The sequence below is a fragment of the Pseudomonas abyssi genome, assembly GCF_003444685.1.
GTDB classification, from domain to species: domain Bacteria; phylum Pseudomonadota; class Gammaproteobacteria; order Pseudomonadales; family Pseudomonadaceae; genus Halopseudomonas; species Halopseudomonas abyssi.
Window position 1 is genome coordinate 1,337,452 of record NZ_LMAZ01000001.1, and the last position, 24,629, is coordinate 1,362,080.

The window sequence follows — 24,629 nt, forward strand, 5'->3', positions numbered from 1 at the left end:
GGGATTGCCAAGGGGGGCTGGGCAAGCAGCCCCCCTTGGCTCGCCGTGAAGGCGAAAAGAGGACAAGACGGCAGCGCGTCCGCGACTTGAGTAACCAGAGACAATACGTGAAAACGGTTTGCCAGAAACTGACTGTTCCGGCTTGCCATCGTAGAGGTATGAAAGAGCCTTGCTAGAGCCTGTGTTCAATGCGTGGTTTGAAATGTTTTCGACGCTGGAGCAATGCCAGGCAGCCGTTCAGAGCCGCTGTTGTGCGGATAACCAACGCTCACACATCCGGATACAACGGCTCAATCCCGCCTTCGCCGAGGGCTTCGGCTTCGCGCTGGCGGGTCTGGGTGACTTTGCGGACTGCGCGCCAGAGCGTTTTGCCGCGCCAGGTGCTGTCGATCTGGCCGAACAGGCAGGCGTTGAGTTCGTCCAGCGCGTCGGCCAGCACCGGGTAGGCGTGGCTGAGGGCGATCAGGTCGCTGTCCTGACGCTTGGCCCAGTGTTCCAGTGCCTTGCGGGCGTCGGCAGGGCGGTTGTGGCGGCAGGCGGTCTGCAGGTCGGCCAGCGGATTGTCGGGCTGGTCGCTTTCCAGGCTGACGCTGTCTTCATCCAGTTGCTGCAACGCATTGAGTTCGCGGCGGGCAGTGCGCAGCAGGTGCAGCGCGGCGAGCAGAGCGCAGAACAGCACCGCGCTGAGCAGTTGCCACGGCCAGTGGGGGGAAGCATCTGCGCCCGGGGGCAGGTTCCAGTCCGGCGGTGGTGGCGGGGCGGTGCCGTTGCCGCGTACGTTCAGTTGGACGGCGGCCAGTTCGGAGGTTTCCAGTTGATCTGTCTGGGTGTTCCACCACTGGACTCGGATCGCAGGGATCTCGAAGCGGCCGGCATGACGGGTGACGACTGCAGAGCTTTCCTGACGCAGGCCAAGAATGCCAGCGTCGGACAGCTGATTCTCCAACTGCGGCTGGTCACTGTACTGACGTAGATCGTCGTCGCTGCCACTCAGGGCGCTGAGTTCCGGCAACTGGCTGGCGGTGAGGCCGTCGGCCTGGATCGACAGGGTGCGGGTCAGCGGCTCGCCGCGTTGCAGCTCTTGGCTGGGGTCGGGCTGCCAGTTCTGGCTCAGGCGCACCTGACGCGCCGGTAGCCATGGCGTGTCGGCGGGATAGCTGTCCGGTACAGGGCGCACCTCCAGCTGCAGGCTGGGTGAGCGCAGCTGCACAAAACGGGCATTGTGGCCGCTGCCACTGCTGCCTGCTTCGCGGGGCTGCAGGGCGGTCGCGCTGAAGAGTTGTGAGGGAATTTCCAACGGACCGCTGCGCTGCGGGTAGATGGCGTAGCGAATTTCGATGACGCCGTGTACCACGCCATCGAGCGTGCGTTCGTAGGTTTTCGGCGCGCTCAGCGCCTCGACCCGGGCATCGGGGATATCCAGCCCGCTGAGGGTAGAGTCATCGTACAGCGAGACCGAATGGAAGATACGCAGGGTCAGTAGTACCTGCGCCTGCACATACGGGTTACGGGTATCAACTTCGGCATTGATGAATACCGGTGCCTGATTGGCCGGGTCGGCGTTGGCCAGTTGTTCGGCAGTGAGCACGCGCAGGCTGACGGGCTCGCTATGGTCGCCGCGCAGGGTCAGGGGCGGGATGACCACAAACCCGCTCCGTAACGGCCGCAATTCGATAACCCAGCGGGTGACCGGCACGGTACGGCCGTTGATCTGGCTGACCAGACTCAGGCGACGGTCGCCGAGCACATCAAAGTGTTCGTACAGTGGTGTCAGATCGAGTTGGTCGTCGCGGCTGGCCAGGGTGCTTTCCAGCGTTAGCTCAAGGGTCTGTTCCGGCTCCAGCTGGGTGCGGTTGACGCTTGCCTGCAACGCGGCCTGCAGCGGCGCGCTGGCGCATAACAGCACGAGGATAAGAAACAGCTGGCGCATTATCGTGGGCGTCCGTCCGGTTGTTGCAGGTGTTGATAGAGAAACTTGCGACGCAGCAGTTCTGCCGGGTTGTCGTGAATATCGCGCAACCATTGTTGCACAGCTTGGTGCTGTTCTATCTCATGTCGACTGCTACCGCCACCGATGCTGCCGCTTCCACTGCTACTGGCGCTGCTGTCGTCAGGGCTGTTGACCAGCTCACCCGACAAGGCTGCGCCCTGTTCACCTGGCTGGCCGGTGTCGCTGCCGCCTTGCCCTGTTGCGCTGTTGCTGGCGGCGCTGCTGTTGTCAACGGCTTCCGGGTTGGGGTTCTGCGGGGCTGTGTTGGCGTTGGACTCGGGCTGGCCGTCCTCGGCGCTGCCGGTCTGGTCTGGCTCGCCGTCGCTGCCGGCGCCTGACTGCTCGCTGCCCGAGGCGCTGGAGGCGTCAGCCTGGTCCTCAAGACTGGCCAGATAGGCTTCAACCAATTGGCGGTTGTGACGGGCGGCGGTGTGGTCCGGCGCCTGGGTGAGGGCGGCCTCAAAGGCCTGGAGGGCGGCCCGGTAGTCTTCGGCGAGTGCCAGTGCCGTGCCCTGACTGAAGTGGTAGTTGGCGTTGCTCGGCTCTGCGCTGGCTAGCGCCCCCCAGGCGTCCGCGGCGGCCTGGTAATCACCGCTTTGCAACAATGCCCAAGCGCGCCACTGCGGATCTTCAAAGCGGCTGGCGGCTTCAGCGCTTTTGCCTTCTTGCAGCAGTCGGCTGGCCTGCTGGTCCGGCCGTTGCCAGAGGTCCTGCCAGCTCATGGCGCTGGCCGGTGGCGGCAGCCATAGCGCCACCAGCAATACCAGCAACCACCCGCGGCGCGCGCCCAGGGTTGCCAGCGGCAACAGCAATAGCAGCAGCCAGTGTCCCTGATCCTGCCGTTGCACGGCCGCGGGGCCGCTGGTGGACTGGCTGTCGGGCGCTGAGAGCAACTGTTGCAGATCGCTGTCGTCGGCGCTTAGCCGGCGATAGTCGCCGCCCTCGGTGCGGGCGAAGGCGAGCATTGCCGACTCATCCAGGCGCGGTAGCATGATGCGACCTTGTTCGTCGCGCATGAAGCCGCCCTCGGCCAGTGGAATGGGCGCACCGTCGGCCGTGCCGATGCCGATCACCCGCAGCGCATTGCCCAGTTCCCGGCGGGCGGAGGATGCCAAGGCGTTATCCGCATCTTCAATGCCGCTGGTTAGCAGCAGGACCTGTGTGCGGCTGTCACCGCGTGAGGCGCGCATGTCTGCGGCCAGCTGCAGGGCCTGATCGAGCTGCTGGCCACGGACCGGCATGATGTCAGGGTGCAGCGCGTCGAGCAGGTTGCGCAGGGTCTCGTGGTCGCGGGTCAGCGGCGCAACCAGGTGTGCGCTGCCGGCGTAGGCAATCAGCGCCACACGCCGGTCCGGGTAGGTGCGCAGCAGGTCGCGAATCTTACGCTTGGCCTGCTCCAGGCGAGTCGGTGGCAGGTCATTGGAGAGCATGCTGCGCGAGACCTGCAGCACGATGATCAGGCTGCCGCTGTCCTCGCGTCGCTGGGCGTTGTCTGCCTCCCACGCTGGCCCGGCGAGGATCAGCAAGGCCAGCGTCCAGACGCTGGCCAGCAACAGATAGCGGCCAAGGTAGTGGCGGCCGCTGTGCTGCTGCAGCAGTACGCGCCGCAGGTTGGCTGGCAGCAGCGCATCCCAGCCTGAGTGCTGACGCCGGTGGCGGTACAGATACCAGCACAGCAGCAACGCCGGGGCGATGCCGAGTAACCACAGTGGGCGCAGGAAGGTAAAGGGCAGCAGCAATTCAGGCATGCAGCCTCCGGCGCATCGGCCGGCTGCTCCACAAGGCACTGAGCAGCAAGGCGGCCGCGAGCGGCCAGGGATACAGCGGCTGAGCTTCGCGGCTGCTGCGGTCTGCCCGCTGGCTGGGTTCGAGCTGCTCGATACGCTCCAGCATCTGCTCCAGCGAGGTTTCATCACTGACCCGGAAGTAGGTGCCGCCGGTCAGCTGGGCGATTTCCTGCAGGCTGGCCTCGTCCAGGTCGCTGGCGGGGTCGGTATCACCCTCCAGAATGCTCAACAGGTCGGACTGACCGCTGGCCTGAGCGCCGACGCCAACAGTAAATATACGGATCTGCTCCTTGGCAGCGACCCTCGCAGCCTGGATCGGCGACATGCCTCCGGCCGTGTTGGCGCCGTCGGTCACCAGCAGCAGCACTCGGCTATTGGCCGGCTGGGCGCTGAGTCGCTTGATCGCCAGGCCGATGGCGTCACCGATGGCGGTGTCCCGGCCGGCCAGGCCGATAAAGGCTTCATTCAACCACAGGCTGACGCTATCGAGGTCGTAGGTCAGTGGTGACTGCACGTAAGCCTTGCTGCCAAACAGAATCAGTCCGAGGCGGTCGCCGCTGCGTTGGGCGATGAACTCGCTGAGCCAGTGTTTGACCACGCTGAGGCGGTCGCTGGCGGCGCCTTCGAGCTGCAGGTCACGGGTATCCATGCTGGCGGAAAGATCGATGGCCAGCATCATGTCGCGGCCGCTGCTCAGCGGTGGCAGTGGCGCGCCCAGTAACTGAGGGCGCGCCAAGGCACACAGCAGTAACAGCCAGATCAGGATTAGCGGCGCGGCATTGCGCGTTGTTCGCCCCAGTGGTTCCTGCTCCGCCTGAAGTCGCTTGAGACGTGGCATAAAGGCGATCTGCAGCGCGCGGGCCGGGCGCTCGGCCGGTGGCAACAACCAGCGCACTATCCATGGCAGAGGTGCAAGCAGGAGGGCGGCGGGCCAGGCGAACTCAAGCATGGTTGTACCTGATCCAGCGCAGTAGCTCGCGCTGCAGGCTGCGTCGTTGCCGGGGGCTCAGCTCCAGTTCCGCTTGGTAGAGGGCATGACCAAGCGGGGCCAGCAAGTCGCTGCGGGGGCGGGGATAATGACGGCAGAGATAGTCGATCCAGGCCTGTCCGTACAGGCGGGTGGCAGCCACCTCGCCGCGCGCTTTGAGATGCCGTTTCAGCTGGGTATTGAGGGCGGCCAGCCAATCCTGGTCCGGCAGGTTGTCGCTTACCTCCCAGATGATGCGCTGGGCCTTGAGGCGGTGGCGCTGCCGTTTGCGGTTGAGCAGCAGCAATAGTGGAACCAACACCACAAGAGTGACCAGCAGGGCGGCCAGCAACAGCCAGCCGGGGGCTGGTGGCCACCAGCTGATCGGCGGCGGTGCGCCCGGCATCAGCAGGCTGCCTTGCAATGCGCTGCTCATGCGCCGACCGCACGCGATGAGCCGCTCAGCGTGTCGCGCAGCTGCTCGTGGGCTGGTTGCCGCGTGTCCAGCGGCAGCAGGCTGCAGCGCAGGCGTCGCGCCAGCCGCAGCCAGGCCTGACGCTGCGCGATGAACTGGTTGGCGTATCCCTCGCGCACGTTGTCCTGTTGCGTGTCGAGGGTCAGGTGGCGCTCGCCCTGGACAAAATCCAGCGGACCAAAGCGGGGCAACTCGGCGTCCAGCGGATCAAACACCGGCAGCAGAATCAGATCATTGTGTCCGGCCAGCGGCACCAGCAGGCTCTGATTGAGCCCCTCGATAGCGGCGTGATCACAGACGATATAGAGAATGCTGCCCGGGCGAATAATCTCGCGGCTGTGGCGCAGCGCCATGTTCAACGGCTCGTTACTCGGCTCGGACGGATCCTGTGATTCGGGCGTCAGTGCCTGGTTGGCATCGACCAGCAACTGCAACAGCTTGAGCAGCGCCTGACGATCGCGCCGGGGGCGTACTTCATGGCACTCGCGGCTGCCAAACACCATGCCGCCCACCCGGTCGTGATGCGCCAGCGCGGTCCAGGCGATAAGTGCGCAGGTTTCGGCGGCCAGCACCGATTTGAAGCAGCGCTGGCTGCCAAAAAACAGTCGCGGGCTCTGCTCCCCGATCAGAAACACCGGACGCTCGCGCTCCTCGTTAAATACCTTGGTATGTACCTTTTGGCTGCGTGCGGTAACGCGCCAGTCGATGTTGCGGATATCGTCACCGGGCAGATAGGCACGTACCTGATCAAAGTCCACACCGCGGCCGCGCAGACGAGAGTTCTGCTGGCCGGTCTGCCGACTGTTGCGTACCGGCCGGCTGAACAGCGGCAGCTCGTGACAGTGTCTGCGGGTGGCAAGCAGACTCTCCAGCGTGCTGTGGATGGCCGGGTCGATTGCAGCACTCATGGCGTTCAGACCACCGGCACCGAGTCGATCAGCAGGTTGATCGCCTGATCGCTGTCGATGCCTGCCGCTTCGGCTTCAAAGCTCAGCAGCACGCGGTGACGCAGTACGTCGTGGGCGATGGCCTGCACGTCTTCGGGGCTGACAAAGTCGCGCCCGGCCAACCAGGCGTGGGCACGAGCACAGCGATCCAGGGCGATGGTGCCGCGCGGGCTGGCACCCATCTCCAGCCATTCGGCCAGCTGCGGGTTGTACTGGTCGGGGCGGCGGGTGGCCATCACCAGCTGGATCAGATACTCCTCCACCGCGTCTGCCATGAATAGTTCAAGCACCTCCTGGCGGGCTGCGAGAATGCACTCTTGGCTGATGCGCTCGGCGATACGCGGTTCCTCGCCGCGCGCCTCGCCTCGGGCCAGTTGCAGGATCTGGCGTTCCAGCGCTGCATCGGGAAAGCCGATACGGACATGCATCAGAAAGCGGTCGAGTTGCGCTTCGGGCAGCGGATAGGTGCCTTCCTGTTCGATCGGGTTCTGGGTGGCCATCACCATGAACAGCTCCGGCAGACCATAGGTTTCGCGGCCGATACTGACTTGCCGCTCGGCCATCGCCTCAAGCAGGGCCGATTGCACTTTCGCTGGTGCCCGGTTGATCTCGTCGGCCAGCACCAGATGGTGGAAGATGGGGCCCTGCTGGAAGCTGAACGTGGCGGTTTCCGGATGGTAGACCTCGGTGCCGGTGATGTCGGCGGGCAGCAGGTCGGGGGTGAACTGAATGCGGTGGAAGTCCGCCTCGATGCCCTCGGATAGCGCTTTGATCGCCTTGGTCTTGGCCAGGCCGGGAGCGCCTTCGACCAGTACGTGACCGCCGGCCAACAAGCTGATAAGCATGCGATCGATCAGATGTTCCTGACCAAAAATGTGTTGGCCCATAAAGGCTTTCAACTGCAGCAGGGAATCCCGGTGGGTCATGTGGTGTCCGTTGTTCTGAGGCACGGGCTGGAATCAGTGGATGTCACTGTAACGAAAAGCCCTTGGTCTAGACTATCCTCACAGACAAAAAACAGTGCGCCCGCAAGGGCCCAAGCCGCCGGTTCAATACACCCAATCCCTAGGAGGGAGGCAAGATGGCGCTGATTACGGCCAGTTCCAAGCAGGCGTTTATCGAGCAATTGCAGGTCCGTTTGCAGGATCTGGTTCCAGGTTGCGACCACAATGCCGTGGCGCAGTTCTGCAGCCAGTTCTTTGGTATCGCCACGCTGGCAGAGCTGGAGGTTCGACAGGATGCAGACCTGCTGGGCTGTACTCTGTCTGCCTGGCGCTTTGTGCAGCAGATGCCGGGGGGCGACGTGAAGTTGCGCGTGTTCAACCCCGACACCGAGCAGCATGGCTGGCAAAGTACGCACAGCATCGTCGAGGTGCTGCACCGCGACTTGCCGTTTCTGGTCGATTCGGTGCGTATGGAACTGACCCGGCAGGGCTATGCCATTCACAACCTATACAACAGCATTGTGCATGTCGAACGCGACCAGAGCGGCAATCTCAAGAAGCTGCTGGCGCCGGGTGCGCAGGCCGCCGATGCCCGCGCCGAGTCGGTCATGTACATCGAGATCGACCGCGCGACCAACGCCTCCGACCTGAGCGCGCTGCAGAGCGGCCTGCTGGCCGCGCTGGATAACGTGCGTGCCACCGTGCAGGATTTTGCTGCGATGCGTGAGCGGGTACAGGCGCTGATCAGCCAGCTCAACAGCCGCCGCAAGCAATACTTCCCGCGCGACGAGCGGGCGGAGGCCGTCGCCTTTCTGGAATGGCTGCTGGACGACCATTTCACCTTCCTGGGTTACGAGTGCTTCGCCATCAACGAAGGCCTGCCCGAGCAGCGCCTTGGTCTGCGCACCGACGCCAGTCTTGGCGCGCTGGCACTGAATCCGCGTGACGAGAATCTCCAGGGCCTGCCGGAGACCGTCACGGCCTATCTGCAGGCGCCGCTGCTGCTGTCCTTCGCCAAGGCCTCTCAGCTGAGTCGCGTACACCGGCCGGCTTATCCGGATTATGTCTCGGTACGTGAGGTGGACGCCGACGGCAATGTGCTGCTGGAACATCGCTTCATGGGGTTGTACACCTCGCGGGTGTATTCCGCGCTGGTCGATCATATCCCTCATGTGCGGCGCAAGGTGGCGCATGTGCGCGAGGTGTCCGGCTTTATCCCGCGCAGTCACCTGGCCAAGGAGCTGGAGCAGGTGCTGCAGGTGCTACCGCGCGATGACCTTTTCCAGACGCCGGTCGACGAACTGGCGCAAACCGCGATCGCCATCGTGCAGATGCAGGAGCGCAACCAGATTCGTGTGTTCCTGCGCCGCGGCAACTATGGGCGCTTCTACTATTGCCTGGCCTTTGTGCCGCGGGATATCTACTCCACGGATATCCGTCGCACCATTCAGGAGGTGCTGACGCGCCGCGTGGAAGCCAGTGAAAGCGAATTCTGGACCTACTTCTCCGAATCCACCCTGGCGCGCACCCAGTTCATTCTGCGCGTTGACCCGACCAAAACCCTGGATATCGACCCCGTGAAAATAGAACAGGAAGTGGTGCGCGCTTGCCGCAACTGGCAGGACGAGTTTCGTGATCGCCTGCTGGAGAGCCTCGGTGAGGCGCGCGCGACCGATGTGCTGGCGCATCTGGGCGATGGTTTTCCGCCGGGTTACAGCGATCGCTTCACCCCGGCTACAGGGGTGGTCGACCTGCAGACGTTGCTGGGCCTGAGCGAGGCCGAGCCGCTGGCCATGAGCTTTTACCAGCCATTGGCGCAGAAGCCGGGCGTACTGCATTGCAAGCTGTACCACTTGAATGAATCGCTGCCACTGTCGGACGTGATCCCTGTGCTGGAAAACCTCGGTCTGCGGGTGTTGGGCGAGTTTCCGTTCCGTGTGGTGCAGGCTGACGGCACGCAGTTCTGGATTCATGACTTTGAGTTCACCTTTGGCGCCGGCGCCTCGCTGGATATTCAGGAGACCAACGCGCTATTTCGCGATGCCTTTGCTGCGGTCTGGTCGGGGCAGGCAGAGAATGACGCGTTCAACCGGCTGGTGTTACTGGCCGGGTTACCCTGGCGCGATGTGGCGCTGTTGCGCGCCTATGCGCGTTACCTCAAGCAGATTCGCCTGGGCTTTGAGCTGCCCTACATTGCCAGCACGTTAGTCGCGCACGCGGATATCGCCCGGGAACTGGTGCGGCTGTTTCGCACCCGTTTCTATCTGGCACGCAAGCTCAGCGCCGATGACCTGGCGGATATGCAAGGCAAGCTGGAGAAGGCGATTCTGGGGGCGCTGGATGACGTCGCGGTGCTCAACGAAGACCGTATCCTGCGGCGCTACCTGGATCTGATCAAAGCCACGCTGCGCACCAACTTTTATCAAAATGACGATGAAGGTGAGGCGCGCGAGTACCTGAGCCTCAAATTTGACCCGACGCAGATTCCGGAGCTGCCGCTGCCGCGTCCGATGTTCGAAATATTCGTGTATTCGCCGCGTGTCGAGGGCGTGCACCTGCGCGGCGGTAAGGTCGCCCGTGGCGGGCTGCGCTGGTCCGACCGCGAAGAGGATTACCGCACCGAAGTGCTGGGGCTGGTCAAGGCCCAGCAGGTGAAGAACGCGGTAATTGTGCCGGTTGGCGCCAAGGGCGGCTTTGTTCCGCGCCGGCTGCCGCTGGGTGGCAGCCGCGATGAGGTGCAGCAGGAGGCGATTGCCTGCTACCGCCTGTTTATCCAGGGCTTGCTGGATATCACCGATAATCTGGTCGATGGCAAGGTGGTGCCGCCGGCCAACGTGGTGCGCCATGACGGCGACGATCCCTATCTGGTGGTGGCGGCCGACAAGGGCACGGCGACTTTCTCCGATATCGCCAACGACATTGCTGCCGGTTACGGTTTCTGGCTAGGCGATGCCTTTGCCTCCGGTGGCTCTGCCGGCTATGACCACAAGAAGATGGGGATTACCGCGCGTGGCGCCTGGGTATCAGTACAGCGGCATTTCCGCGAGCTGGGGCTGAATGTGCAGACCGATCCGATCAGCGTGATTGGTATCGGCGATATGGCCGGTGACGTGTTCGGCAATGGCCTGCTGCAATCGCGCAGCCTGAAGCTGGTGGCGGCGTTCAACCATCAGCATATCTTTATCGACCCCGATCCGGACCCGGAAACCAGCTATCAGGAGCGTGAGCGCCTGTTTGCGCTGCCGCGCTCCAGCTGGACGGACTATGACAGCAGCCTGATCTCCGAAGGCGGCGGGGTATTCGCCCGCAGCCTCAAGCAGATTACGCTCTCCCCGCAGATGCGCGCCTGCTTTGGCATCGAGGCCGAACGCCTGACGCCCACCGAGCTGATTCATCAGCTGCTCAAGGCGCCGGTAGACCTGATCTGGAACGGCGGCATTGGCACCTACGTCAAGGGCAGCATGGAGACCCACGCGGATGTGGGGGACAAGGCCAACGATGCCCTGCGCGTCAACGGCCGCGACCTGCGCTGCCGTGTGGTGGGTGAGGGCGGCAATCTGGGCCTGACCCAGCTGGGCCGTATCGAGTTTTGCCTGGCCGGCGGGGCGCTCAATACCGACTTTATCGACAATGCCGGCGGTGTCGACTGCTCCGACCATGAGGTCAATATCAAGATTCTGCTCAACGAGGTGGTCGCCGCCCAGGACATGACCGCCAAGCAGCGCAACACCTTGCTGGCCAGCATGACCGATGCAGTTGCTGACCTGGTACTGGCCAACAACTACAAGCAGACCCAGGCGATCAGTCTGGCGCAGCGCCAGGCAGCGCAGACGATGGGCGAGTACCAGCGCTTTATCAGCGCCATGGAAAGCAGCGGCAAGCTCAATCGTGCGCTGGAGTTCATTCCGGATGATGAGCAGCTGGCAGAGCGCAAGGCCAACGGCAAGGGGCTGACCCGTGCCGAGCTGTCGGTGCTGATTTCCTACTCCAAGGCGGACCTGAAAGAAGCGCTGGTTGCCTCCGACGTGCCCGAGGATGCGTACCTGGCGCGCGAGCTGGAGACGGCCTTCCCGCAGGTGCTGCTCAAACGGCATGCCAAGGCCCTGGCGAGCCACCGTCTGCACCGAGAAATCGTATCCACCCAGTTGGCCAACAACCTGGTCAACCACATGGGGATTACCTTCCTGCGTCGGCTGGTGCAGTCGACCGGTGCCAGTATCAGCGATGTCGCCCGCGCCTGGGTCGTGGCGCGGGACGTGTTTCATCTGCAGACGCACTTTGCCGGTATCGAGGCGCTGGATCATCAGGTGGCCGCCGAGGTGCAGCTGGAACTGATGGACGAGTTGATGCGTCTTGGGCGTCGTGCCAGCCGCTGGTTTATTCGCAACCGTCGATCCCAGCTGCTGCCGGAGCGCGAGGTAGAACACTTTGCACCGTGCGTCGAGACCCTGGCCAAACGCTTTGACCAGTTGCTTGAAGGTGAGGTGCGCGAACTCTGGGAAGCGCGCTTCAATCGCTATGTCGAGGCGGGCGTGCCGGAGGCTATCGCCCGGGTCGTGGCCGGTACCGGTCACGCCTACACGCTGCTCGGTATCGTTGAAGCGGCCGATGCAACCGGGCAGAATGCCGAGCGCGTGGCGCAGGTGTTCTTTGCTCTTGGCAGTCAGCTGCACTTGCCGTGGTTCAGCCAGCAGGTCAACAGCCTGCCGGTCGACAATCACTGGCAGGCGCTGGCCCGCGAAAGTTACCGAGACGACCTGGACTGGCAGGTCCGCAGCATGACCGTTGCTGCCCTGCAAGGTGGCGATGACGGGCAGCCGGTAGACACGCTGGTAGCCGACTGGATCAGCCGCAATCAGGCGTTGGTACAGCGCTGGCAGGCGATGCTGGCTGAACTGCGCAGCGTTGGCGCCGGTGACTACGCCATTGTGGCTGTGGCCATGCGTGAGTTGCTGGATCTGGCGCAGCACGCGCGTCACCATGGTGGCGAGGGCAGCGGCGACTGAGTACGCGTTGCTTCCTGTCCAGCGCAGCACATGATGCCGGGTGCCAGTCGTCCGGTGTCTCGCTTCAATTACTGTGACAGAAGGCAGCATGCAACAACTTATTCTCGACCTGGCGCTGCCCGCAGAGCGTTACCTGGCCTGGTACCAGGGCCGCGCCGAGCGGGTCAGCATGCTCAGTCGTGATGGCCGGCGAGTCAGCCTGCCGGCCCATCACCTGCGACCCTTTCTTACCCATCAGGGCGTATACGGCAGCTTTGTGCTGCAGTTCACCGACGACGGCAAGCTGATCAAGCTCGAACGTCTGGCGGACTGATCAGGTATACTCTGCAGCCTGATTTTTCTGCTCCGGATGCCGCCATGTACGATTTGCTTCGCTCGCTGATGTTTCGCCTGCCCGCAGAAACCTCCCATGACCTCGCACTGGACATGATTGGTGCCGCTGGCCGCCTGCGCCTTGCCGACAAGCTGGTGCGCCCGGTGCCGTCGCAGCCGGTGCAGGTGATGGGGCTGACCTTTGACAACCCGGTGGGGCTGGCGGCCGGTCTGGACAAGAATGCGGTTGCCGTGGATGGCCTGGCCGCCATGGGTTTTGGCTCCATTGAAGTGGGCACCGTGACCCCGCGTCCGCAGCCGGGCAACCCCAAGCCGCGCTTGTTTCGTCTGACCGAGCAGCTGGCGATCATCAACCGTTTCGGTTTCAACAACCAGGGCGTGGATGCCCTGCTTGAACGCCTGGACGGGACGCGTTACCAGGGTGTGCTGGGCATCAATATCGGCAAGAACGCGGTAACCCCGGTCGAGAACGCCGTGGATGATTACCTGTACTGCCTGCGCAAGGTTTACGACCGCGCCAGTTACGTCACGGTCAACCTGTCGTCGCCCAACACGCCCGGCCTGCGCACGCTGCAATACGGCGAGGCGCTCAAGGTTCTGCTCGGGCAGATCAAGCAGTGTCAGCAGCAGTTGGCGACGGATCGCGGGCGCTATGTGCCCATCGCCATCAAGATTGCCCCGGACATGACGGCTGAAGAAGTGGCGCTGGTCGGTGCAACCTTGCTGGAAGAAGGCATGGATGCAGTGATTGCCACCAATACCACCCTTGATCGCAGCGCGGTAGCAGACTCGCCCTACGCCGAAGAGGCAGGCGGGTTGTCGGGTGCGCCGCTGACGGATATGTCTACCGAGGTCATCCGGCTGCTGGCGGATGAGCTGAAAGGCCGCATGCCGATCATCGGCGTGGGCGGCATCTTCAGTGGCGCCGATGCGGCAGACAAGATCGCCGCAGGGGCGAGTCTGGTGCAGCTTTACAGCGGCTTTATCTACCGTGGGCCGGAGCTGGTGCGCGAGTGCGCTGATGCGATTGCGGTGATGCCCGGACGCTGAAAATGGAAGCCCCCGCAGAGCGGGGGCTGGATGGGCCCAGTTGGGCCCGGCGCTGTGGGCGAGCGCCTTGGGGAAAAATAAACTCGGTGGTGGCGGCCTTAGCCGACGGCGTGCATCTCGTTCAGGCGATGTACTCCCGAGATGCCGGTATATCCATCCCAACGGTCCGCGCGGCCTTCACGCCAACCGTTGATCCAATTCTGGCGGGTAGAGGGGTTGTTAAAAGGGCAGGTGTCCTGAGATTTGCCACTCACTCCATGCTGGTAACCGCGTTGAAATGCTCGTTCCATCGGATCACGCTTGAGTCTTCTCATAAGTTGGCGTCCTCGCTTGCTATGACAGGGTCGGAACGATCAGAGTCGCTCCGCTATCGGATGCGCAGCCATGGATCGGCTACGCTGCATGGAGACCGGGAAAAAGGGTTGTCTGGCCCGGCTCCGAATACTGTCTCACCGCTAACGTCATACCCTGTTGTACCCTATCGCAGGCGAGCACTTCAAAGACCGATTTGGCATACCTTTAGGCATTGGTTAGCTGCCACTGAAATATAAACGTCATCGTTATCCGGAAATCAACGACATGCGCGAGATCCTTGAATTTTTTGTTACCTGTCCAAAAGGCGTTGAGGGGCTGTTGCGTGACGAAGTGCTCGCTTTGGGCGCCGAGTCCGCCAAGGAAACCGTCGCCGGCGTGTCGGTCCAGGGGGACATCGAGCTGGGCTATCGGCTGTGCCTCTGGTCGCGTCTGGGTAATCGTGTGCTGCTGGTGCTCAAGCGTTTTCTCGCGGGCACCGCCGAGGACCTATACGCCGGCGTGCAGATGATCGACTGGCGTGACCACCTGGCCGTGGATGGCACCCTGGCCATCGATTTCACCGGTAGCCTGGCCGGCGTCGACAATACCCACTTTGGCGCACTCAAGGTCAAGGACGCTGTGGTGGACCAATTGCGTCGCCCCGATGGCAGTCGTCCCGGCGTCGACAAGGTACGCCCGGATTTGCGCATCAATGTGCATTGCCATCGTGGCGAGGTGCAGCTGGCGCTCGACCTGTCCGGCGCCAGTCTGCACCAGCGGGGTTATCGCTTGCAGCAGGGCGCAGCGCCGCTGAAGGAGAACCTGGCCGCGGCGATTCTGATCCGCGCTGGCTGGCCGGCGCTGGCCGAGGCGGGCGGGGCACTCACCGATCCGATGTGCGGCTCGGGTACCTTTTTGGTCGAAGCTGCCCTGATGGCCGCCGATGTGGCGCCCAACCTGCAGCGTGAGTACTGGGGCTTCAGCCGTTGGCAGCAGCACGTGCCGGTGCTGTGGCAGAAGGTGCTGACCGAGGCGCGTGAGCGCGCCGAGCGCGGCCTGGCGCGGCCTCCGCTGTGGATTCGCGGCTATGAGGCTGACCCGCGGCTGTTGCAACCGGTGCGCAACAACATCCAGCGCGCAGGTGTTGGCGAGTGGGTAAAGGTCTATCAGGGGGAACTGGCGACCTTTGCACCCAACCCTGACCGCGGACAGCAGGGCCTGGTTGTCTGTAATCCGCCCTATGGCGAGCGCCTGGGGACGACGGCCAGTCTGGTTTATCTCTATCAAAAGCTGGGCGAGGTACTGCGTCAGCAGTGCCAGGGCTGGCAGGCGGCGATCTTTACCGGCAATGCCGAACTCGGCAAGCGTATGGGCATTCGCAGTCACAAACAGTACAACCTGTTTAACGGTGCCTTGCCGTGCAAACTGTTGCTGATGAACCTGGAAAGCGAGCGTTTTGTCACCAAGGCTGCAGAGCCGTCGGCGGGCGGGCAGACGCCGGTAGAAACGGCACGTCTCAGCGAGTCGGCGCAGATGTTTGCCAATCGCCTGAAAAAGAACCTGAAAACCCTGGGTAAATGGGCGCGTCAGCAGGGCATCGAGTGCTACCGCGTGTATGACGCGGATATGCCGGAGTTTGCTGTGGCGGTGGATCTGTACGGTGATCGGGTGCATGTGCAGGAGTACGCGCCACCGGCATCGATCAGCGAGGACAAGGCCGAGGCCCGCCTGCAGGACGTGATGGCCGCGCTGCCGCAGGTACTGGGCGTGGCGCCCGAGCATATCGCCCTGAAGCAACGTCAGCGGCAATCGGGCAAACAGCAGTATCAGCGTATGGCCCAGCAGGGCGAGTTTTTCGAGGTGCGCGAGGGGCAGGTGCGGCTGCTGGTCAATCTGACCGACTACCTGGACACCGGCCTGTTTCTGGATCATCGACCAATGCGCCTGCGTATCGCCGCCGAAGCCAAAGGCAAACGCTTTCTCAATCTGTTCTGTTACACGGCCACGGCGACGGTGCACGCCGCCGCTGCCGGTGCTCGTTCAACCACCAGTGTGGATTTGTCCAACACCTATCTGGATTGGGCACGGCGTAACCTGTCGTTGAACGGCCTGTCCGATCTGCATCGGCTGGAACGGGCTGATGTGATGGCGTGGCTGGAGTCGGCGCGCGGGCAGCAGTTCGATCTGATCTTTATTGACCCGCCGACCTTTTCCAATTCGAAAAAGCTGGAGGGAGTGTTCGATGTGCAACGCGATCATCCGCGCCTGCTTGAATTGGCGATGAAGCTGCTGGCGCCGGGCGGCGTGCTGTACTTCTCCAACAACTTCCGGCGTTTTCGCATGGACCCGGCGGTTGAGGCGCGCTATCTGGTGGAGGACATCTCGGCGCAGACGCTGGATCGTGATTTTCAGCGCAACAGCCGTATCCACCGCACCTGGCAGATCAGTAACCGCTGATTGATTTGCCCTGTGAGGCGGAGAATTGAAAACGCCCCTGAACGGGGCGTTTTTAGGCTCACTGAGCGGTCGCGATGTCGGTTGGCACGCGGCGGTAGACGTCCTGCAAAACCAGATCCAGCGCCTGGCCGCTGGCCCCGGCACTGACGTGGTTGACGATGGCGGTTACCGCCCAGCTCTGGCCGTTGGCGTCGCGGGTGATACCGGCGATAGCCTTCACGTTGCGCAGTGAACCCGTCTTGATGTGCGCCTGACCTGCCACCGGGGTATTGCGCAGACGCCGGCGCATGGTGCCGTCCATGGCCGCCAGCGGCATGGAGGCGATGAACTCGGCGCGGTAGGGGCTCTGCCAGGCCTGGGCCAGCAGTTGTGCCATATCGCGCGCAGTCAGGCGCTCCATGCGTGACAGCCCTGAACCGTTCTCCATCACCAGTGCGTTGGCCTGGATACCTTTGCCTCGCAGCCATTCATTGATGACGCGCACGGCGGCTTTGTGGTCGTCGCGGTCGGTGGCGATGCGGTTTTCACGGCCGATGGTCAGAAACAACTGCCGGGCCATGGTGTTATTGCTCCACTTGTTGATGTCGCGTACCACATCAACCAGATCGGGCGACCAGCTTTGCGCCACCAGGCGTGAGCTGGCCGGAGCGCGGCCAATCTGTGTACCGCCCTGGATGGTGCCACCCATCTCCTGCCAGAGAGTACGCAGGGTGCTGGCGGTGTAGGTGGTGGCGGTGAGCGCAGTCAGGTAGCGCTGGGCAATGCAGTTTTCATGCAGGTTGCCGGTCAGGGTGATGGTGGCCTGGTAGCCTTCATCCTGAATGTCATAGGCCACGTTGGGGCGCGGGCAGTTGCTGGTGGCCGGCAACAGGGTCAGTTGATTGACTACCTTGACCTCCGGCAGCGCCGGTTCAACATTCACGCGGATTCCGTTTTGCTCGCCGTAGCTGCTCACGACCAGCACCTTGAGGTTGGTCAGCAGCGGGTCGGGCTCAACCAGAAAGGGACGGTTCTGGTTGCCGCTATCGTCGATAAATGGCGGGATATCGTTAGGCAGGCGCAGATCCGCCGGCTGCAGCACCAGGTCGCCGGTGATGTCGCGAATACCGGCGGCCTTGAGATCGCGTAGCATCAGCCACATGCGCTCCAGCGTCAGCTTGGGGTCGCCGCCGCTGCGGAAGATCAAATCGCCCTGCAGGGTGCCATTGACCACCGGGCCGTCAACAAAGAGGTCGCTGCGCCACTGGTGGGTAGGGCCGAGAATTTCCAGCGCCGCATAGGTGGTTACCAGCTTCATCGTAGAGGCCGGGTTGACCGGGGTGTCGGCGTTGATGAACTGGGCCATGCCCTGGCCCTCCAGCGGAATAACCGCCAGGGCGACGGCATCGGCTGGAATCTTGGCGGATTGCAGGGCGCTCTCAACGCGGGCGGGCAGGGTGCCGCTGTCGGCGGCGTGCAGTGGGGTACTGACAGCAGACACGGCCAGCATGGGCATCAGGCACAGAAGGGCGCGTGCAACGGCATTGGGCATGGTGGGGCAGCTCCCTGAGCAAGTTGGCTGGAGGTAGAACCGCTTTCCTGTCAGTCCTTATTTTTACGCATCATCACTTAAATAGAGGGTTGGGTCGAGAGCTTAAAGTAAATTCTCGGATTAGCGGTCACGCCGCAGGCGCAAGCAGAACAACCAGGTAACGCCCAGCAGGCTCAGGCACGCTGCCATCGACAGCCAGAAACTCTGGCGGCGCAGGCGATAGGCATCGCTCAGCAGTTCGGCTTCAGGCACCAACACGGCGAGATAGCTGTCGGGGGAGCCGGGTATGCCGATACGCTGCTGCTGAATGATCCAGCGCTGGCCCTCCAGTTCGCGAATGGTCTGGCGCTGCAACTGATAGCCGTCCTGCGCGATGGTCGCCAGCAGGGTGCTGCCCAGTTCCTGAAAGCGGCGCGGCTCCAGGGTATTGCTGCCCTGGACTGTGTGCTGCAGCCGCTGCGGATCGTGGTAGGCAATGACAACGCCATCACCGGTATAGAGGATCAGCTCCGAGGAAGGGGTCACGCGTTGCTGGTTGAGGGTGCGCGAGAGCCGCTCAAGGGTCAGGTCTGCGCCCAGCACCGCACGGTCGCTGGCACCGCGCGCCAGGGTGGTGCCGAATTCCCGTGTTGAAAAGAACACGTAGGGCGTGGTGACCAGTTGCTGGTCTGCCTGGTTGGCGGCGGCGTACCAGGGGCGTTGGCGCGGGTCGAAGCCTTCGTCAGCGGCCATGCGCGCTTCGATCACCTTCAGGTCGGCATTGAGAAAGAGGTAGCTGTTGTGACGGTGACCATCATCGTTGCCGATGTGCCAGGCCATCCATGCGGCGCGCTCGGGCGCGGCAAAACGTTGCTGGCTGCCCGGGTTGATCAGCGGACGCAGCATCAGGTAGTCACCGTCCTGCCAGCCGATGTAGACCGAGTTGAGTTGTGGGTTGTCTCGCAATACCTGGGCCAGCAGCGGCAGGTAGTTGAGCCGTTCGGCTAGACTGTCAGTCTGGATCAACGGGCTGAGGCTAAGCAGGTTGAGCGCCTGCATGGGCGGGCGGTAGACGCTGTCCAGCTCGCGACCAACCTGCTGCACGACGCGCTCGAACAGCTTGCTACCATCGTTGCGCATCACCTTGCTGAGCTGCTCGTAGTGGAACAGGCTCAATAGCAGACCGAGTAAAAGAACGGTTGCCAGGCCCAGAACCAGGGCGAGGATGGGTCTGTACTGCGGTATACCGGGGGTGTGGGGCATGGCTGGCCTTTGACTGCATCCGTGCGAAGACCCAGCCAATATAGCCTAAGACAGCAGCGTTTTCTCAGGGCAGAGCGAACAGCGCGCGCGCGGTCCGGCAACTGGTATCACTCAGGGTTTCCAGTGATTCGTTGCGGCACTGGGCAACCATGCTGGCGACTTCAACGATAAAGGCCGGTTCGTTGCGGCGATTCTTCGGCTTGGGGGACAGCGTGCGCGGCAGCAGCCAGGGCGCGTCGGTTTCCAGCAGCAGACGGTTGGCTGGAATGTCACGCACCAGCGAATGCAGGTGTGTACCGCGACGCTCGTCGCAGATCCAGCCGGTGATGCCGATGTGCAGATCCAGGTCGAGATAGGCGTAGAGCGCGTCGCGCTCGGCGGTGAAGCAGTGCACCACAGCGCCGCTGAGCTGGTCGCGATAGTCGCGCAGCACGGCCAGCAGGGTGTCGCTGGCATCGCGCTCGTGCAGAAAGACCGGTAGTCCGGTCTCGACAGCGACGGCGAGCTGTTCCTCCAATGCCTTGACCTGCGCTGGGCGCGGGGAGAAGTCACGGTTGAAGTCCAGACCGCATTCGCCCACGGCGCGTACCGCCGCTTCAGCGCACAGGCGCTTGAGCTGGGGAGTACTGTCGCCTGTCCAGTGGCGTGCGTCGTGCGGATGCACGCCAGCGGTCATAAACAGCCGTTGCGGCTGTTCGGCACAGAGCGAAAGCAGGGTGTCTGCCTGCTCCAGTGAGGTCATGGTCAGCAGCATCTGGCTGACATCGGCCTGCCAGGCCCGCGCCAGGACCGCGTCGCGGTCCTGGGTAAAGGCCTTGTCGGTCAGGTTGACACCGATATCAATCCATTCCATTCGCTACCGGCTCCGCAATCAGGCCTTGCGCGGCGGTTTACCCTTGCCCTTGGCAAAGTCGCGGCGCGGCTTGCGCGGGACGTGATCACGGGGTGGCAATTCGCCCTCGGGCAGTGGCCAGGCCTTGATCTGCAGGGCAATGCCGTTGATCTCTGCGCCAGCCAGACGGTTGAGGGTTTGCTGATCGAGCTGCGGCAGAAAAACCCCGGTGTGCTCGTTGAACAGCTTGATGTGGCCGATCTGCTGACGTTGTACGCCGCCAACCTTGACCAGTACATCGACCAGCGGTTTGGGCATCAGACCGCTCTTGCGCCCACCTTGGACCTTGTAGCGGGTCAGGCCGCTATCGCGGTCAAGCTGGCGATCCTTGCGCGGTGCCTGGGCTGGCAGGTCGGAAACGGGCTCCAGCAGGGTCTTGGCGCTCGGCAGGATGCTCAGCAAGGCCGCAGCCAGCTCGGTGGTGTCCAGGCTGGTGAGTTCCTGCAGGTCGCTGACCAGCTGCTGGTGCACGGCGGTGGACTGTTCGCGGGCATCGTTCAGACGGGCTGCCAGCTTGTTCAGGCGGCCACTGCGCACGGCATCAGCGGTGGGCAGCGCTTGCGGCTCGATCTTCTGGCCGGTGGCGCGCTCCAGCACATGCAGCAAACGGCGCTCGCGCGGAGTGGCAAACAGGATCGCGGTGCCCTGACGGCCGGCGCGGCCGGTGCGTCCGATGCGGTGAACGTAGCTTTCGCTGTCGTGCGGCAGGTCGTAATTGAGAACGTGGGTGATGCGCTCCACGTCCAGACCGCGGGCGGCGACATCGGTGGCGACGACGATATCCAGCAGACCGCGCTTGAGGCGATCAACCACCTGCTCACGCAGTTGCTGGCTGAGGTCGCCGTTCAGCGCTGCCGCGGCAAAGCCGCGTGCCTCCAGACGCTCGGACAGCTCCAGGCTGGCGGTCTTGGTACGCACGAAAACGATCATGGCTTCGACCGGCTCGACTTCGAGCAGGCGGGTCATGGCGTCCAGTTTGTGGTGGTTGGAGACTTCCCAGACTTTCTGCGTGATGGTTTCCAGGCTGCTGCTGGAACCACTGTGCAGACGAATCTCGGCCGGCTCTTTCATGTGGTTGCGTGCCACATTGCGCACGCCCGGCGGCATGGTGGCGGAGAACAGCGCTTTCTGGGTTTTCTCCGGCACTTCTTCGAAGACGGCTTCAAGGTCGTCGGCAAAGCCCATTTTGAGCATTTCGTCGGCTTCGTCCAGGACCAGGTAGCGCAGGTCCTGCAGCTTCAGACTGCCGCGACGCAGGTGGTCGGTCAGACGGCCCGGGGTTGCCACAACAACCTGGGCACCACGTTCCAGTGCCTTGAACTGGGGAGCAAAGGCCGAGCCGCCGTACAGGGCGAGCACAGAGAAGCCGCGCATGTTCTGGGCGTAGCGCTGGAAGGCTTCGGCAACCTGCAAGGCCAGTTCGCGAGTCGGGGTGAGGATCAAAGCCTGGGTGGCACGCAGGCTGACATCCATACCGGCCAGCACCGGCAGCGCAAAGGCTGCGGTCTTGCCAGTACCGGTTTGTGCCAGACCCAGCAGGTCCTTGCCGGACAGCAGGGTCGGGATCGCCTCGGCCTGAATCGGGGACGGTGTTTCATAGCCGAGGCTGTTGAGCGCCTCAAGAAGGGGGGCGGGCAGGCCAAGATCGGCAAACTGCGGAGCCGCCGGAGAGGTGTCGGACATAGAGGGAGTAAACCTTGGGGGAATAGATGGGCGCACATTATACGGGCTTTGCCGGCAAATTACGCGGCCTTTTGTCTGCGCGTTGCAATATCCGGGCAAAATGTCAGTCTAGAGGCCCTGTGGCAGCTATTTTTTTTGCCAAAACGTGGGCCAGACAACAGGAAACAGCCAGATGGGACGTCTTGTAGAAGGACGCTGGGTTGACCAGTGGTATGACACCAAGAGCACCGGTGGTGCCTTCAAGCGCGAAGACGCCGGTTTTCGCGAGCGGATTGAACCGGGCGGGCGCTTTGCACCGGACAGCGGCCGCTATCATCTTTATGTGTCGCTGGCGTGCCCGTGGGCACACCGTACACTGATTTTGCGTCAGCTCAAGGGGCTGACGTCGCATATTGCGGTGACCGTAGTGCATCCGCATATGCTGGACCAGGGCTGGAGCTTTGCCGAACCCGAGCCGCTGTATGGCTACCAGCACATGCACCAGCTTTACACCCGTGCGCGCCCCGACTACACCGGCCGAGTTACCGTACCGGTGCTCTGGGACAGCCAGGAGCAGACTATCGTCAACAACGAGTCGGCCGAGATTATCGAGCTGTTCAACAGCGCCTTTGACGGCCTGACCGGCAATACCCTCGACTTTGCCCCGGATGCGCTGCGCGAGGCGATGGCCGAGATCAACCAGCGGGTGTACGACGATGTCAACAACGGTGTTTACAAGACGGGCTTTGCTACCGAGCAGGCCGTCTACGAGCAGGCCTGCCATAAGCTGTTCGAGGCCCTTGACTGGCTGGAAGGGCTACTCGCGCAGCGCCGCTATCTGCTGGGCGAGCAGGTGACCCTGGCCGATTGGCGCCTGTTTACCACCCTGGTTCGCTTCGACCCGGTTTATCACGGCCATTTCAAGTGCAATCTTAAACGCCTGGAAGACTATCCGTGCCTGCTTGGTTACCTGCGCGAGCTCTACCAGTGGCCGGGGGTTGCCGATACGGTGAACTTTCAGCACATAAAGCAGCACTACTACTACAGCCACGATACCATCAATCCGACGCGTATCGTGCCGCTAGGCATGGGCCCGGATTTGACCGCGCCGCATGGCCGTGAGGCGTTGCCGAGCGCCTGATATTCCTTCGCTTACAGGGAGATGACATTGAGCGAAATGCACCAGATGATTACCCCGGCGCTGACCCTTTCCGGGGTTGCCCTGGTCAGTTTGATTTGCCAGCTGAGCGCCTGGCGACTGCGTTTGCCGGCGATTCTGTTTCTGTTGCTGGCCGGCATCCTGCTCGGGCCGGTATTTGGCCTGCTGCAACCGGATGCGTTTCTGGGCGATCTGCTGTTCCCGCTGGTGTCGGTGTGTGTGGCGCTGATCCTGTTTGAGGGCAGTCTGACCCTGAAGTTTGAGCAGCTGAAGGAAACCGGCAGCGTTGTGCGCCGGCTGGTTACCGTCGGTGCGCTGGTGACCTGGGGCGTGATTACCGCAGCCTGTCACTGGCTTATCGAGCTGGATCTGGCGCTGTCGGCGCTGTTTGGTGCCCTGGTGGTGGTGACCGGACCGACAGTTGTGGTGCCGATGCTGCGCACGTTGCGGGCGACGCAGCGGATTTCCAAGGTGCTGCGCTGGGAGGGCATTCTGATCGACCCGATCGGTGCCTTGCTGGCGGTGCTGGTGTACGAATGGATCGTGGCCCAGAGTGCCGGCGGCAACGGCCTCAGCGCCGGGCTGTGGATCTTTGTCGAGGTGATCGCCGTGGGTGCGATCGCCGGTGTCGCCGGTGGTGCGCTGATGGCCACGGCGCTGCGCCGGCACTGGATTCCGGAGTACCTGGAGGTGTTGGCGTCACTGGCGCTGGTACTGGTCGCCTTTACCGTGTCCAACGAGCTGGTGCACGAGTCGGGTCTGTTGACGGTCACCGTCATGGGCATCTGGCTGGCCAACGCCAAGGGCGTGGATATTGAAGAAATCCTGGTGTTCAAGGAGCACCTGTCGGTACTGCTGATCTCCGGGCTGTTTATTCTGCTGGCGGCGCGGGTCGATCTGGGTGCCTTGCTGGCGCTCGGCTGGCCGGCATTGGCGCTGCTCGCGGTGATCCAGTTTGTCGCCCGGCCGCTGGCGGTGTGGGTCAGCAGTATCGGTAGTGAGCTGACCTGGAACGAGCGCGCGCTGGTGGCATGGATCGGGCCACGCGGTATCGTCGCCGCTGCCGTCTCCGCGTTGTTTGCCTTGCGCCTGGAGCAGTCCGGCTACGAGGATGCTGCGCTGGTCAGCGCGCTGACCTTTGCGGTGATCATTGGCACCGTGGTGTTTCAAAGTGCCACGGCGCGGCGCATGGCGCAGCTGCTGGGCGTGACCGAGCCAGAGCGACGCGGGGTGTTGCTGATCGGCGCCAACGCGGTCGCGCGCTCGCTGGCTGAGGTGCTGCAGAAGCTGGAGGTGCCGCTGCTGATCGTCGATACCCACTGGGACTCGATCCGCCAGGCGCGCATGAAAGGCTTGCGCACCCTGCGCGGCAACCCCTTGTCGACGCATTTCGACGACAATCTGGACCTTGCCGGCCTCGGTACCCTGGTTACCCTGACGCCTGAGCGTGAGCGCAACGCCTTGCTTAACAAGCATTTTCAACGTGATTTTCCGGCTCACCGCATTTTCAGCGTACGCAACGAGCGGAGTGGGGCAAACGAGCGCCTGCAGATTTCCAGCGCACACGAGGGGCTGTTAATGGGCGCAGAGGGGATGACCTTCAGCAAGCTGTCGAGTCTGATCAGCCAGGGCGCCCGTTTCAAGGCCACCACCCTGACCGAGGGCTTTGGCTTTGAGCAGTGGCAGCAGGAGGCGGGCAAGAATCGTGTGCCGATGCTGGCCCTGACGCCGGAACGGCGGGTTCGCGTCTTTTCTCCTGCGCAGAAACTGGAGCCGGTGGCTGACTGGACGCTGATCTACCTGGAGCTGTCGCCGGAGGCTGCCAAGGTGGCCCGTGAGGCCGAGAGCGGCGAGCCGGCTGCTCAATTGCCGGATTGACCCCTCTGGCGGCCT

General features: G+C 63.1%; 17 protein-coding genes. 6 read left to right on the forward strand and 11 right to left on the reverse strand.

Annotation, left to right across the window (positions count from 1 at the left end):
- Window positions 1-268: 268 nt before the first annotated feature.
- Genes ASB58_RS06150 through ASB58_RS06175 form a run of 6 tightly spaced genes read right to left on the reverse strand, consistent with a single transcriptional unit; the run spans window position 269 to window position 7,092 of the window.
- Entirely contained in the window at window positions 269-1,930 is a 1,662-nt protein-coding gene (locus ASB58_RS06150; protein ID WP_181977869.1) for a BatD family protein, read from the reverse strand.
- Complete coding sequence (locus ASB58_RS06155) at window positions 1,930-3,738, reverse strand: vWA domain-containing protein (protein WP_181977870.1); 1,809 nt, start codon at window positions 3,736-3,738, stop codon at window positions 1,930-1,932. The genes ASB58_RS06150 and ASB58_RS06155 overlap by 1 nt, the downstream gene beginning before the upstream one ends.
- Window positions 3,731-4,726, reverse strand: coding sequence for a vWA domain-containing protein (locus tag ASB58_RS06160; protein ID WP_118129681.1), 996 nt, complete (start codon window positions 4,724-4,726; stop codon window positions 3,731-3,733). The genes ASB58_RS06155 and ASB58_RS06160 overlap by 8 nt, the downstream gene beginning before the upstream one ends.
- A complete protein-coding gene (locus tag ASB58_RS06165; RefSeq protein ID WP_118129682.1) occupies window positions 4,719-5,180 on the reverse strand; it encodes a DUF4381 domain-containing protein in 462 nt (153 codons plus the stop codon). Before ASB58_RS06165 ends, ASB58_RS06160 begins: the two co-directional genes overlap by 8 nt.
- Window positions 5,177-6,127 (reverse strand): DUF58 domain-containing protein, encoded by a 951-nt coding sequence (locus tag ASB58_RS06170; RefSeq protein ID WP_118129683.1) that lies wholly within the window; start codon window positions 6,125-6,127, stop codon window positions 5,177-5,179. The genes ASB58_RS06165 and ASB58_RS06170 overlap by 4 nt, the downstream gene beginning before the upstream one ends.
- A gap of 5 nt (window positions 6,128-6,132) precedes the next feature.
- Window positions 6,133-7,092: an AAA family ATPase gene (locus tag ASB58_RS06175; protein WP_096005098.1), complete on the reverse strand. Its 960-nt coding sequence runs from the start codon at window positions 7,090-7,092 to the stop codon at window positions 6,133-6,135.
- Between the two features lie 155 nt (window positions 7,093-7,247).
- Between ASB58_RS06175 and ASB58_RS06180 the strand changes: the two genes are divergently transcribed.
- The 3 genes from ASB58_RS06180 (at window position 7,248) to ASB58_RS06190 (ending at window position 13,499) form a co-directional block, all read left to right on the forward strand.
- Window positions 7,248-12,116, forward strand: a complete 4,869-nt coding sequence (locus ASB58_RS06180) for an NAD-glutamate dehydrogenase (RefSeq protein WP_118129684.1) — start codon at window positions 7,248-7,250, stop codon at window positions 12,114-12,116.
- 88 nt (window positions 12,117-12,204) lie between these two features.
- A complete protein-coding gene (locus ASB58_RS06185; protein ID WP_096005100.1) occupies window positions 12,205-12,429 on the forward strand; it encodes a DUF2835 domain-containing protein in 225 nt (74 codons plus the stop codon).
- 44 nt (window positions 12,430-12,473) lie between these two features.
- Entirely contained in the window at window positions 12,474-13,499 is a 1,026-nt protein-coding gene (locus ASB58_RS06190; RefSeq protein ID WP_096005101.1) for a quinone-dependent dihydroorotate dehydrogenase, read from the forward strand.
- Window positions 13,500-13,597: 98 nt separating this feature from the next.
- Here the strand turns inward: ASB58_RS06190 and rmf are convergent, their stop codons facing one another.
- A complete protein-coding gene (gene rmf / locus ASB58_RS06195; protein WP_083724237.1) occupies window positions 13,598-13,813 on the reverse strand; it encodes a ribosome modulation factor in 216 nt (71 codons plus the stop codon).
- Window positions 13,814-14,078: 265 nt separating this feature from the next.
- Here rmf and rlmKL point away from each other — a divergent pair, with 265 nt between their 5' ends.
- On the forward strand, window positions 14,079-16,250 hold the full coding sequence (gene rlmKL, locus ASB58_RS06200) for a bifunctional 23S rRNA (guanine(2069)-N(7))-methyltransferase RlmK/23S rRNA (guanine(2445)-N(2))-methyltransferase RlmL (protein ID WP_118129685.1): 2,172 nt from the start codon (window positions 14,079-14,081) through the stop codon (window positions 16,248-16,250).
- Between the two features lie 58 nt (window positions 16,251-16,308).
- Here the strand turns inward: rlmKL and dacB are convergent, their stop codons facing one another.
- The 4 genes from dacB to ASB58_RS06220 form a co-directional block, all read right to left on the reverse strand.
- Entirely contained in the window at window positions 16,309-17,781 is a 1,473-nt protein-coding gene (gene dacB, locus ASB58_RS06205; protein WP_235827230.1) for a D-alanyl-D-alanine carboxypeptidase/D-alanyl-D-alanine endopeptidase, read from the reverse strand.
- A 120-nt stretch (window positions 17,782-17,901) separates the two neighbouring features.
- The gene (locus ASB58_RS06210; protein ID WP_118129686.1) at window positions 17,902-19,023 is read right to left on the reverse strand and encodes a cache domain-containing protein; all 1,122 of its coding nucleotides are present in this window, start codon (window positions 19,021-19,023) and stop codon (window positions 17,902-17,904) included.
- Between the two features lie 64 nt (window positions 19,024-19,087).
- Window positions 19,088-19,876, reverse strand: coding sequence for a TatD family hydrolase (locus tag ASB58_RS06215; RefSeq protein WP_118129687.1), 789 nt, complete (start codon window positions 19,874-19,876; stop codon window positions 19,088-19,090).
- An 18-nt stretch (window positions 19,877-19,894) separates the two neighbouring features.
- On the reverse strand, window positions 19,895-21,598 hold the full coding sequence (locus tag ASB58_RS06220; RefSeq protein WP_118129688.1) for a DEAD/DEAH box helicase: 1,704 nt from the start codon (window positions 21,596-21,598) through the stop codon (window positions 19,895-19,897).
- Between the two features lie 172 nt (window positions 21,599-21,770).
- On the opposite strand from ASB58_RS06220, the gene ASB58_RS06225 reads away from it, so the two are divergent.
- Both ASB58_RS06225 and ASB58_RS06230 read left to right on the forward strand, forming a co-directional pair.
- Complete coding sequence (locus ASB58_RS06225; protein WP_118129689.1) at window positions 21,771-22,718, forward strand: glutathione S-transferase family protein; 948 nt, start codon at window positions 21,771-21,773, stop codon at window positions 22,716-22,718.
- A gap of 36 nt (window positions 22,719-22,754) precedes the next feature.
- A complete protein-coding gene (locus ASB58_RS06230) occupies window positions 22,755-24,614 on the forward strand; it encodes a cation:proton antiporter (protein WP_235827259.1) in 1,860 nt (619 codons plus the stop codon).
- The last annotated feature ends 15 nt before the right edge of the window (window positions 24,615-24,629 follow it).